Origin of the sequence: Methanoculleus sp. UBA430 (assembly GCF_002506585.1) — an archaeon.
Classification (GTDB): Archaea; Halobacteriota; Methanomicrobia; order Methanomicrobiales; family Methanoculleaceae; genus Methanoculleus.
In genome coordinates, this window is the sequence record NZ_DAXW01000003.1 from 19,453 (window position 1) to 30,242 (window position 10,790).

Sequence of the window (10,790 nt, forward strand, 5' to 3'; positions counted from 1 at the left end):
TATTAGCCGAAGAGGGCACCGAGACCGGCCATGCCGCTCTCTTCCTCCTCTTCCTTCTTCTCCTCTTCCGTCTCTTCTTCCTCGGGCTTTGCCTCGGCTGCCGCCGGAGCTGCAACGGGGGCTGCAGCAGTTGCGGCTGAGGCAGCCTTCAGGGTCGCCTCATCGAGTTCGAACCCGTGGCCCTGCGCCGCGAGCGCGACGACCAGCATCTCCCGCTGTGCCCGTCCGATGATCAGGTCGACGACACCCTTCTCGTAGATGGCCGCCTCGACGCCCACGTTCCGGGCTTCGCGAACCGCCCTGCCGATGATCGCGCTGATCGTCAGCGGGGTCGGGATGACGGCGTTGACCGAGAGGTTGAACGCCTGCTGGGCAGCAAGCACGAGGTTGTTCGCGTAGGCCTCTTCATCGATAGCGAGGAGGTCCGGCGTGAAGATGGTGCTCCTGTAGTATGCGGCCTGCAGGACGAGACCAACGTCCATCGGCTTGATACCGAGTTTCACGAGCGCGTCGGCAACCTTCTTGTTGATGACCTCGCCCTTCTTCACGACGGTCTTCGTCTCACGGATCTTGACCTTTCCGCCCTCGATGGCTGCGGGAATGCCCACCTGCTGGAGCTCGCCCACGATGGGGCCTGGCTTGAAGGTGGTCGGACCCTTGGGGACGACGATATCCTCGGGAGCCGTCTCGCCGGGCTTCGCCGCCATCTTGGTCTTCGTCTTCTCCAGCAGCTTGAAGAGTTTGAACGGATTCTCGTTCGTGAAGATCAGGGCACTCTGGCCCTCGGCGTGATCCTTCAGACCGCCGACGTTGCCGCCGAGTTCGGTGAGGGCGTGCTCGATCAGCGTGTTCCGGGCCATTTTCACCCTCGCCGTTCCGCGGAGGTTCCTCCGGATGTGCTGGACCTGCGAGGCGGGAATGCCGTACATGTCCACAACGCCGACGAGCGTGTGCTCCTCGACACCACGCTTGATCTCGTCTACCTCTTCCTTCTTCCACCTGGGCAGGTGGTGCGTATAGAGTGCCATCAGATCACCCTCACTGCCGGCCCCATGGTCGTCTTCACGTAGACCGAGTGGATGTTCAGTGCCCCGCTCTCGAGAACCGACTCGACCCTCCGGAGGACCGCATCGATATTCTCAGCGATCTCCGCGGGATCCATCCCGGCCGAGCCGACCTTCGCGTGGAAGACCTTCTTGTCCTTCGTCCGGATCTTGACGGAACTCCTCAGACGCTGGACGATGGGCCGGATATCCATTCCCTGCGGAACCGGCATAGGCATTCGGCCGCGGGGGCCGAGCCTGACACCGAGATACCGGCCGACGAGAGGCATCATTGCCGTCTCGGCAAGGAAGAACTGGTACTCTTCCGCCACCTTACGCGCTTCCCGGGGTTCTCCCCCGAGCCGCTCAATCTCCTCAGGTCCGATGATAAGGTCCACGTCGACCTCTTTTGCCTGCGTGGTGATGTCGCCCTTCCCGAGAACCGCGATCCTGACGTTGTCAAAACCGTTCGGAAGGAGAATCGTCTCATCGATACGATTCTTGGGCTGGGACATATCGATATTCCTGAGGTTGACGGTGATATCCACGCTCTCCTTGAACTTCCGTTCCGGAGCCTTTGAGAGGGCCGTCGTCACGGCCTGCTGTATATTGGTTTTATCAACCATCCTTTGCCTCCATAGTACACGACCTCATGATCTTCTATGGTTGTCTGACATCTATGCGACGAGTACGCCGTCGTATGCTCCGTCGTTGATGGCCCGGATCATCTCGCGGGGTTTCATACCCTCGACGGTGACACCGACACTCACGCACGTTCCCACGACCTCTTTGACCGCGGATTTCAGGTCGTACGAGAGCATCCCATCAAACTTCATACGGGCAATACGGACAGCGGCCTCCAGCGGCAGATCTCCCGCCACCAAAGCACCCGGCTCTGCAGACCCCTTCGTGATACCGGCCTCTTTCATGACGAGCGCCGTCGTGGGCGGAATGCCCACATCAATCGTGAAGTTTCGCTTATCGTCGACCGTGACCGTCACCGGCACTTGCATGCCGTTGAAATCGGCCGTCTTCTTATTGATCTCGTCGACGACTGCCTTCACGTTGATACCAAGAGGTCCAAGAGCAGGCCCGAGAGGCGGGCCTGCTGTTGCCTTGCCACCGGGTACCAATACCTCGACCGTTTCTGCCATACAAATTCTCCAGCTTATTCCTCAGGGGAATAGTTGCCTGGGTTATCTAAGGTCAGCGTAAGAGAATTTAACCCTTGTGGAGGTGAAGGGGCGGAGCGAGAAGTCCCCGGTCGAGAGATCGGGGATGACACGGCACAACCCGCGGGGTTGTGCCTGACAGGAATATGCGAAGCATCTTCCGTGAAGCGGAGCCGTCCTTCTTCACTTTCACCCTGCACGGATCAAGTATATCTTATTTCAGATGAACTATCCTGTTGTCTATGCTCATTTCCTACAAGTATCGAGCGTATCCAGATGCAATCACCGAGGTGCGGCTCAACGCAGCTCTCGATACCTGTAGATGGCTCTATAACAAACTCCTTGAAGAGTGTAATACCGCACGGGAGACCGGGATCACTCCGACGATGCGAGGAATGCAGGCGCGGATCGTCACGCTGAAAGAGGAGAATCCAACCCTGAAAAGCGTGTATTCAAAAACACTCCAGATGGTGAACTATACCCTCTGGAGCAACATCCCCGCGCTCTCACAGACGAAGAAGAGAGGATGCAAAATCGGCAAACTCAGGTTCAAAAGTGCAGTCCGGTACCGGACGCTCAATTACAACCAGTCCGGGTTCAAGATTGACCGGGAACAGAGCAGGATTACATTCTCGAAGATTGGAACAATCCCCTTCAACATGCACCGGCCCTACTCGGGCAACGTGAAGGGTATTCTGATCACCCGTTCTGGAGAGCGGTGGCATGTGATTATTCAGGCAGAGCAGACAGTGTCTGCATCGAAGCGTGAAGGGCGTTCAGTCGGCATCGACGTCGGGTTGGATTCGTTTGCAGTCGATAGTGACGGTGCAGTGATTGAGAATCCCCGGTTCTATGAGCACTCACTTGACCGGATCAAGAAGTTACACCAGAGTATTGCCCGGAAGAAGCGATCTTCGCAGAATTGGAAGAAGGCGAAATGCAGGCTGGAGAAGGTCTATGAGCATATCACGAACCAGAAGAACGATTTCCTGCACAAACTCTCCCGTCAGTACACTGACACCTATGCGACGATTTGCGTCGAAGACCTGAATATCAAGTATCTTAAAGAGAACGGCAAATCTCGCGGGCTCCGTAGAAGTATCCACAGTGCGTCATGGGGACGATTCTTTTCGTATCTTTCGTACAAGGCTGAAAGTGCTGGTACGAACTTCATTCAGATCGATCCCCGGGATACAACGCAGCTGTGCGCGAACTGTGGGAGTATCGTGAAAAAGACGCTTTCCGAGAGAGTCCACGATTGTCCGTACTGTGGGTTCATTGCCGATCGAGACTATAATGCTGCGGTGAATATTCACCGCATGGGGATGGAACAGCCCTTTGAGCCTGTAGAGCCGATACCGCTACATCACATCGCTGTGATGCAAGTATTGGCCATGAAGCAGGAAGCCCCGCCCGAGAGCGCGGGGTAGTTCACATATAGTGCAGGGCGGTTCCTTTCCAGCGCCGGGCCCCTCCCGCACGATCGGGCGCGCCCGATCGAGAAGAGTCGGATCAACAGCGGGGCAACGACCCCAATCAGGAGAAAAAAAGTGGAGTGATGACGTTTCAGTTCATGTCTTCCGACCGCTCCACGACGCGAACGGAATCGCCGCGAACGGTGATCGGGATAGGAACCATGCTCTCGTAGAGTTCGACCGTGATCTCTTCCTTCCCGGTATCGATACGCTTGACGACCGCTTTTTCGCCCTTGAAGGGGCCGGCGATGATCTCGACGATGGTGCCCTCGGTGATGCCGCTGACCACCGGTTTCGGCACCAGGAAATGCTCGACCTCCGAGAGAGCGGTCGAGCCCTGCACCACCGCGCGCGCGTGGGGAATCAACTCGACCAGCTGTTCGATCCTGGCGATGGAGTCGGGACTCTCCACGAGGACGTAGCCTTTCAGTTCCTCGGGGACCATGACGGCCATCACGTGGATGTCTTTCTGCTCGCGGGTCACCTTCTCAATATTGTCGGCAACCGTCCGCTCCTGCTTTGCGGTCGTCTTTATTGCATATACCCTGTTTACGCTGTCAGCCATATCCATCATTTAGGCAACATTAACATAATCTCGTAGATAACAAAGCCGACAAGACCGATGAGCAGGATCCCGGCAGCCGCCACGATAGCGATCTTGGAGAACTCGTCCCGGGTCGGGGTCCGTGCCAGTTTCAGCACACGCCAGTACTTTTTGAAGAGTTCCTCTTCGATCTTGAACGATTTTACGTCCTCAAACTTCTCTTTATAATCCATCATACCGGCTCACTTCAGGAAGTCGATCTCAAACTGTTTCATCATGCGCGGCATACTCTTTTCGTTTCTCCCATATATTTGTGGTGACCGCACACCGGTGACGACGAGCAGCGTCCGCATCTTGCCCTGCATCTCGGGGTCGACCTGAGCACCCCAGATGATCCGGGCGTCGGGATCGATGCGGTCGTAGACCTCCTGGATGACGGCCTCAGCCTCAAACATGGTCATATCGGGTCCGCCGACCACGTTGACGAGCGCCGCGGTCGCCCCGGAGATATCTACGTCGAGCAGTGGGGAGCGCAGCGCTTTCTTGACCGAGTCGGCGGCTTTATCTTCACTGTCGCTCTCACCCATCCCGATCATCGCAACGCCTCCCCGTTCCATGACGGTCCGGACATCGGCGAAGTCAAGGTTGACGAGCCCGGGCATCGTGATGAGCTCGGTGATGCCTTTGACCGCCCGCATCAGCACCTCGTCGGAGACCTTGAAGGCTGCATGGAGCGGGAGACGGGGAACGACCTCGAGCAGGCGGTCGTTGGGGACGACGATGACGGTATCCGCCACCTCGCGGAGCCTCTCGAGGCCGGCCTCGGCGTTCTGCCCGCGGATGGCGCCTTCGGCAGTGAACGGCAGGGTGACCACGGCGATGGTCAGCGCGCCCTCCTCGCGGGCGGACTTTGCAACTACGGGTGCGGAGCCGGTGCCGGTGCCGCCCCCAAGCCCGGTGGTGATGAAGACCATATCGCACCCCTCGACGGACCGCTTGATGTCGTCCTCGTTCTCGAGGGCCGCTTCCTCGCCGACCTGGGGGATCGAGCCCGCGCCAAGGCCGCGGGTCCTCTGCCTTCCGATCAGGATACGGGTCTCTGCCCGTGTCCGGATAAGGTGCTGGGCATCGGTGTTGATGGCGATCAGCCGCGCCCCATTGATGCCTTCCTCCGCCATCCTGGTGATCGTGTTCGAACCGCCGCCCCCGCATCCGACGACCGCGATCTCGGTCCGGAGTTCCATAAGGATATCTTCAAGATCCTTGTCGACCTCTACGGGTTCAGCAAAGCGCTGCTCTTCTCGTGCCCGTGAAAGTGCCTCTTCTACGATAGATTTCATATGTACCTCTCCAATCCCGGGATATGTATCCGCTTTGCGCTGGTTGTCTGCACTGCATCGGGTGTTATCTTCCGTCCCTCGATCTCGACCGCTTTCCCACCGGCAAGCATGCCGAAGAGCGGTCCTTTCGGGACCCCGAGCATGCGCGCCTTCTCGGGGTCGAACCGCACCTTCCGGAGGACGAGGTGATCACCGTCGATAACAGCATTTTCACAGATAAGTAAGAGTTTTACACACAGGGTAGTTATATCTCTTGCGAGTTGGGAGGACATCTCCTCGAAGGTGATGAACGTCGGTACAACCTCGGTCGATCCTTTTGAGAGATGGGCTACCGGTAATTTGTCGAGTGCGGCAAGGAACCCGACTTTGTCGATTTTTACGGTTTCTTCGACCAGATCGGGAGAGACCCGGACCGCAACGGGGGTCCCTCCCCCTGCAAGATCGTGGATATGGACGCGTGACCCCGGAGCGATCTCCCCGACGAGGGACCTGACCCTGAGGTAGCTCGCCCATGCAAGACCCGCGGCCTCCAGGATCTCCGATTCGGTGAGGAGAAGAACCCCGGCATCGTCGAGCATCCGCTCGATCCGTCTGACCTCGCTGGTGGCAAGTGACTTCTGGTCGATGTGGGCGGCCACGGCAGAGCTCGCCTCCTGCATCTGCAAGATGAGACCGGGGTTGACGGCGCGGATCTGCCGGGCCGGGACGATGTGGCCGAAGGCGCCCCGTGAGGAGAGAGCGATCTCAGTCTGCCGCACGGCGTAATGGGTTCCGCCAAAGCCGATAAGATTGATCGTCTCCTCCGGCGCCGCGGAGAGGATGCTCTCTGCCACCGCTCTCCCGGCGGCCGGGTCGGCCCACTCAGTGGCGGTGGACCCGATCTCGACGAAGAGCGACGGGGTCCTGAGCGCCGTCGGGCCGTGGTGGGTCACCTCGTAGGAGACCCGGTAGCCCTCCGGGGCCCGGGCGGCAAGGTTCCTCAGGACGGCATGCATCCACGCGGGGGCTGCCGGCGCAAGCGTCTCCGGCTCCCCGCCGAGGTCGGCGGTCTCATAATTGCCGGTCACGTGCACGGTCAGGGCGGGCATTGGCTGCGCGCTCGCGTGCCGGGAGATGAAGATGATCAGGTCGGCGTCGACCTCTTCGTCGATCCGGTCCTGGTAGATCAGTCTTCCCCCGACCTCGCAAAACGTCAGCGTATGCCGGTTCGCAAGCGGCCACTCCCCGCCCTCCGCGAGCAGGATCTCAAGGTGGTGCCTGATATTCACTCCCGCAACATCCTCTCTTGAATTGATCAGCGCGATCCGCATCGGTATCTATCTTAGACGGGCGGCACGCTAAATGGTAGTGCCGATCAGCCTGACAGTAAATCCTATCTGCCTGCAAGCGAACCATGTTGGTACTATGGACAGAGAGAAGATACGGAAAGCATTTGAAGCGTACGGCATAACGGACGAGATCACCTGCCCGCAGGCGTTCGAGATCTCGGAGAAATACGACATTCCGAAGATGGATATCGCCCGGTACTGCAACCAGCGCGAGCCCAGGCTGAAGATCCGGGGTTGCCAGCTGGGCTGCTTCAAATGAGCCTCTTCCTCGAAGTCGTTTCGGTCAGCGAGGCCGTGGAGGCGGTCCGGAGGATCGCGCCACCGCCCGGGTATGAGGAGGTCCCGCTCGAGGACGCCCTGCACCGGGTTCTCGCGAGGGACGTTGCTGCCGATATCGATATCCCCGGGTTTGACCGGTCGACGGTCGACGGCTACGCAGTCGCCGCGGCCGAGACCACCGGTGCCTCCGAGGCCATCCCGGCGATGCTCCAGTGCCAGGGCCGGGTCGGGATGGGAAGCGTAGATGCGGGGGCGATCTCCCCGGGATCGTGCCGATACGTCCCCACCGGCGGCGCTCTCCCCGGGGGCACTGACGCGGCGGTGATGATCGAGCATGCCGAGCAGATCGGCGACGAGATCCTGGTGCACCGCCCGGTAGCGCCCGGCGAGAACGTGGTCTTTCGGGGCGAGGACTTCAAGGCAGGGGAGATGGCCCTCGCACGTGGTCGCATCCTTTCACCCCGGGATATCGGCGTCGCCGCGGCGGTCGGCTCCGACCGGGTGAGTGTGGTGAAGCGCCCCAAAATCGGGATCATATCGACAGGAAACGAGCTCGTCCCCGTCGTCGAGACCCCGGGGCCGGGCGAAGTGCGGGACGCGAACTCCTACCTTGCCGGGGCTTTCGTGACGGAACGAGGCTGCCACCCGGTCTACTTCGGGATCGTCAGGGACGATCGTACGGTGCTGAGGGGGGCGGTCGCTTCGGCGCTCGATCAATGCGACGCGGTCCTGGTATCGGGGGGGTCCTCCAAGGACGAGCGGGACAACACCGCCGCGGTCATCGCGGAACTCGGCGAGGTGCTGGTCCACGGGATCGCCCTCGCACCCGGAAAACCCACCATCATCGGGACGGCCCGGGGCAAACCGGTCATCGGTCTCCCCGGTCACCCGGCCTCGGCCTATGTCGTGCTCGTCGCCATAGTTGACCACCTGCTCGCGGCGATGCTTGATACTGCCGTCTCCCGGCGGACCGTCCGCGCACGGCTGAAGCAGAATGTTCCCTCCGCCCGCGGGCGGGAGGACTACGTCCGGGTCAGCCTCAGGAACGGGGAGGCGACGCCGGTCTTCGGGAAGTCGGGGCTCCTCAACACCCTGGTGCAGAGCGAGGGGCTAGTACGGGTCCCGGCATCGAGCGAAGGGCTCGAGGTCGGCGAGAAGGTGGAGGTGATCCTGTGGTGAAGCGCTACCTCTCGGTCATATCGCTCGCTGAGGCGCGAGCGCTCGTGGAGCGCTCGTTTGCGGCGGTCCCGGGGGTCGTCCGGGTCCCGGTGACCTCCGGAGCGGTCGGGAGGATAACCGCCGCGCCCATATTCGCCCGGTTCTCGGTCCCCGCCATCCACCTCTCGGCGATGGACGGGATCGCGGCGAGAAGCGCCGATACCCACGGGGCGAGCGAGCAGCACCCGGTGACCCTCCCGGAAGCGGCACGGGTCAACACGGGGAACATTGTCCCGCCCGGCTACGATGCGGTGGTGATGATCGAGGACGTCTGGGTCGAGTCGAAGTCTGACGACTTCTCCCGCTCCGCTCCCACGGAACGTCACGACGGCGAGACCTACACCGTCCGAAAGCCGGTCAGCCCCTGGCAGCACATCCGCCCGGTCGGCGAGGATATTGGAGAATCGGAGATGATTCTCCCCTCACACCACCGGATCCGGCCCCAGGACGTGGGAGCGCTCGCAAACTACGGGGTGACGGAGGTCGCGGTCGAAAACGTCCGGGCCGGCCTGATCCCCACCGGGAGCGAGCTGGTGCCGGCGGGTGAGATGCCGCCGCCCGGGAAGGTCGTAGAGAGCAACACCCTGATGGCCGCGGCGGTCCTCACGGAGGCGGGCGTGGAGGCGCATCGCTACCCAATCGTCCCGGACGACTACGACCTGATCCGGGAGGCCGTCCGGCGCGGCGTCGCCGAGAACGATATCCTGCTCGTCTCGGCCGGGTCGTCCGCCGGGACCCGCGACTACACCGCAGAGATCGTCCGGGACCTCGGCGAAGTGCTGGCGCACGGGGTCGCCATCAAGCCCGGAAAGCCGGTGATCATCGGCCGGATCGACGGGAAGCCGGTGATCGGGCTTCCCGGCTATCCTCTTGCGGCGGCGACCGTGCTCCGGGAGATCGTCCTGCCGCTCGTCGCCCGCTACGGTCTCCCCACCCGGGAGGGGGAGCGCGTCGAGGCCCGGCTGACCACGACCCTCCAGTCGGATATCGGGACCGACGAGTTCGTCCTCCTCTCGGTGGGAAATATCGGCGACCGCTGGGTGGCGGTGCCCCAGTCACGGGGCGCGGGTATCCAGATGAGCGCAGTCCGGGCGAACGGCTACCTCCAGATCCCATCGCAGAAGGAGGGCGCCGAGGCAGGAGAGACCGTTAACGTCCGGCTCACTGTCCCCTGCGCGGAGGCTGAGGAAGCGGTGCTCATCACCGGCAGCCACGACCCGGCCCTCGACTACCTGGCCGACCAGGTCCGGCCGCGCGGCGTCGACCTCCACTCCACCCACCTCGGGAGCATGGGCGGGGTGATCGCGCTCAAAAAGCAGGAGTGTCACGCGGCCCCGATGCACCTCCTCGCCCCCGACGGCACCTACAACACCCATTACCTTGAGCGCTACATGCCCGGCGCGGACCTCGCCCTCCTCTGTGTGGCGGAACGGCAGCAGGGGGTCATCTCCCGCGACGGGCTCGGGTTCGACGACCTGCCCGGGCGGACGTTCATCAACCGGCAGAAGGGGTCGGGGACCAGGATCCTTCTCGACCACTGCCTCGCGAAGCGCGGCATCGACGCAACATCCATCCCCGGCTACGAGCGCGAGGCGACGACCCACCTTGCAGTGGCCCTTGCCGTCCGGACCGGGGAGGTGGACGCGGGCATGGGAGTCTACAGTGCCGCAAAGGCGCTCGATCTTTCCTTCGTCCCGGTGGCGACGGAGCGCTACGAGCTCGTGATGCACCGTGCGATGCTCGACGACCCCCGGATCGCGGCCCTGGTAGAGACCGTCTCTTCGGAGGCGTTCAAGCAGATCCTCCGGGACCTCGGTGGCTACGAGACGGGCGAGACCGGCGTCCTGCGCGGACTGCGAGGCTGACCGCCTCCTCGGGCCCGGCGCAGGCCCGCACCCCTTCTATCTCCCAGGTCAGGAGGCCGAAGACCGGTTTTTCGGTCTTGAGGGCAACGGCGATCTCCGAGAGCGTGCCGTACCCGCCCCCAACGGCGATCACCGCGTCCGCCGAGTTGACGAGGACGACGTTCCTCGCGTGACCCATGCCGGTCCGGATCACCACGTCGAGGTAGGGGTTCCCCTCTCCGGTGTCCGGCAGGATGCCCACAGTCGTCCCGCCGGCCTCTTTTGCGCCCCTGCAGGCGGCCTCCATCACCCCGCCGAGGCCGCCGCAGCAGACGATCACGCGATTCCGGGCGATGAGACGGCCAACGGCCTCCGCTGTTGCGTATTCTTCGCTGGAGCAGTCCCCCCTCCCGATGACGGCGATCTGCATGGAGGAGAAGTCGGGGTTGTGAGGGGATAAAGGCCCGGCACGGGGGGCACCCGGGTGGTTGAACTCCGTTCCGACAGTTGCAAGTCGCAACCTGCGGGGCACCCAAGGAGAGGTTGA

12 protein-coding genes are annotated in these 10,790 nt (G+C 62.0%); 4 read left to right on the top strand and 8 right to left on the bottom strand.

Going from position 1 to position 10,790, the window contains the following annotated elements; all coding sequences use genetic code 11:
* Window positions 1-2: 2 nt before the first annotated feature.
* Genes BRA49_RS01820 through BRA49_RS01830 form a run of 3 tightly spaced genes read right to left on the bottom strand, consistent with a single transcriptional unit; the run spans window position 3 to window position 2,197 of the window.
* Window positions 3-1,028: a 50S ribosomal protein L10 gene (locus BRA49_RS01820; protein WP_292382942.1), complete on the bottom strand. Its 1,026-nt coding sequence runs from the start codon at window positions 1,026-1,028 to the stop codon at window positions 3-5.
* Window positions 1,028-1,669, bottom strand: a complete 642-nt coding sequence (locus BRA49_RS01825) for a 50S ribosomal protein L1 (RefSeq protein WP_292382944.1) — start codon at window positions 1,667-1,669, stop codon at window positions 1,028-1,030. Before BRA49_RS01825 ends, BRA49_RS01820 begins: the two co-directional genes overlap by 1 nt.
* 51 nt (window positions 1,670-1,720) lie before the next feature.
* Window positions 1,721-2,197, bottom strand: a complete 477-nt coding sequence (locus BRA49_RS01830; RefSeq protein ID WP_292382946.1) for a 50S ribosomal protein L11 — start codon at window positions 2,195-2,197, stop codon at window positions 1,721-1,723.
* A gap of 260 nt (window positions 2,198-2,457) precedes the next feature.
* Between BRA49_RS01830 and BRA49_RS01835 the strand changes: the two genes are divergently transcribed.
* A complete protein-coding gene (locus BRA49_RS01835) occupies window positions 2,458-3,645 on the top strand; it encodes an RNA-guided endonuclease InsQ/TnpB family protein (RefSeq protein ID WP_292382948.1) in 1,188 nt (395 codons plus the stop codon).
* 136 nt (window positions 3,646-3,781) lie between these two features.
* Here the strand turns inward: BRA49_RS01835 and BRA49_RS01840 are convergent, their stop codons facing one another.
* The 4 genes from BRA49_RS01840 to BRA49_RS01855 are packed head-to-tail and all read right to left on the bottom strand — an operon-like array spanning window position 3,782 to window position 6,884.
* On the bottom strand, window positions 3,782-4,255 hold the full coding sequence (locus BRA49_RS01840; RefSeq protein ID WP_292382949.1) for a transcription elongation factor Spt5: 474 nt from the start codon (window positions 4,253-4,255) through the stop codon (window positions 3,782-3,784).
* A gap of 5 nt (window positions 4,256-4,260) precedes the next feature.
* The gene (locus BRA49_RS01845; RefSeq protein ID WP_292382950.1) at window positions 4,261-4,470 is read right to left on the bottom strand and encodes a protein translocase SEC61 complex subunit gamma; all 210 of its coding nucleotides are present in this window, start codon (window positions 4,468-4,470) and stop codon (window positions 4,261-4,263) included.
* Between the two features lie 6 nt (window positions 4,471-4,476).
* On the bottom strand, window positions 4,477-5,574 hold the full coding sequence (gene ftsZ / locus BRA49_RS01850; RefSeq protein WP_292382952.1) for a cell division protein FtsZ: 1,098 nt from the start codon (window positions 5,572-5,574) through the stop codon (window positions 4,477-4,479).
* Complete coding sequence (locus BRA49_RS01855; protein ID WP_292382953.1) at window positions 5,571-6,884, bottom strand: D-aminoacyl-tRNA deacylase; 1,314 nt, start codon at window positions 6,882-6,884, stop codon at window positions 5,571-5,573. The genes ftsZ and BRA49_RS01855 overlap by 4 nt, the downstream gene beginning before the upstream one ends.
* 94 nt (window positions 6,885-6,978) lie before the next feature.
* Between BRA49_RS01855 and BRA49_RS01860 the strand changes: the two genes are divergently transcribed.
* The 3 genes from BRA49_RS01860 to BRA49_RS01870 are packed head-to-tail and all read left to right on the top strand — an operon-like array spanning window position 6,979 to window position 10,264.
* On the top strand, window positions 6,979-7,161 hold the full coding sequence (locus BRA49_RS01860; protein WP_292382955.1) for a hypothetical protein: 183 nt from the start codon (window positions 6,979-6,981) through the stop codon (window positions 7,159-7,161).
* Window positions 7,158-8,360, top strand: coding sequence for a gephyrin-like molybdotransferase Glp (gene glp, locus BRA49_RS01865; protein WP_292382957.1), 1,203 nt, complete (start codon window positions 7,158-7,160; stop codon window positions 8,358-8,360). Before BRA49_RS01860 ends, glp begins: the two co-directional genes overlap by 4 nt.
* Entirely contained in the window at window positions 8,354-10,264 is a 1,911-nt protein-coding gene (locus BRA49_RS01870; RefSeq protein ID WP_292382959.1) for a molybdopterin biosynthesis protein, read from the top strand. The genes glp and BRA49_RS01870 overlap by 7 nt, the downstream gene beginning before the upstream one ends.
* On the opposite strand, the gene BRA49_RS01875 is transcribed toward BRA49_RS01870, so the two are convergent.
* The gene (locus tag BRA49_RS01875; RefSeq protein ID WP_292382961.1) at window positions 10,191-10,673 is read right to left on the bottom strand and encodes a TIGR00725 family protein; all 483 of its coding nucleotides are present in this window, start codon (window positions 10,671-10,673) and stop codon (window positions 10,191-10,193) included. The genes BRA49_RS01870 and BRA49_RS01875 overlap by 74 nt on opposite strands.
* Window positions 10,674-10,790: the final 117 nt, after the last annotated feature.

Excerpts from the sequence above, each read along its gene's own strand:
- BRA49_RS01825 (WP_292382944.1), bottom strand. The coding sequence starts at position 1,669 with ATGGTTGATAAAACCAATATACAGCAGGCCGTGACGACGGCCCTCTCA.
- BRA49_RS01855 (WP_292382953.1), bottom strand. The coding sequence starts at position 6,884 with ATGCGGATCGCGCTGATCAATTCAAGAGAGGATGTTGCGGGAGTGAAT.
- glp (WP_292382957.1), top strand. The coding sequence starts at position 7,158 with ATGAGCCTCTTCCTCGAAGTCGTTTCGGTCAGCGAGGCCGTGGAGGCG.
- BRA49_RS01875 (WP_292382961.1), bottom strand. The coding sequence starts at position 10,673 with ATGCAGATCGCCGTCATCGGGAGGGGGGACTGCTCCAGCGAAGAATAC.
- BRA49_RS01830 (WP_292382946.1), bottom strand. The coding sequence starts at position 2,197 with ATGGCAGAAACGGTCGAGGTATTGGTACCCGGTGGCAAGGCAACAGCA.
- BRA49_RS01845 (WP_292382950.1), bottom strand. The coding sequence starts at position 4,470 with ATGATGGATTATAAAGAGAAGTTTGAGGACGTAAAATCGTTCAAGATC.
- BRA49_RS01820 (WP_292382942.1), bottom strand. The coding sequence starts at position 1,028 with ATGGCACTCTATACGCACCACCTGCCCAGGTGGAAGAAGGAAGAGGTA.
- BRA49_RS01835 (WP_292382948.1), top strand. The coding sequence starts at position 2,458 with ATGCTCATTTCCTACAAGTATCGAGCGTATCCAGATGCAATCACCGAG.
- BRA49_RS01860 (WP_292382955.1), top strand. The coding sequence starts at position 6,979 with ATGGACAGAGAGAAGATACGGAAAGCATTTGAAGCGTACGGCATAACG.
- BRA49_RS01840 (WP_292382949.1), bottom strand. The coding sequence starts at position 4,255 with ATGGCTGACAGCGTAAACAGGGTATATGCAATAAAGACGACCGCAAAG.
- ftsZ (WP_292382952.1), bottom strand. The coding sequence starts at position 5,574 with ATGAAATCTATCGTAGAAGAGGCACTTTCACGGGCACGAGAAGAGCAG.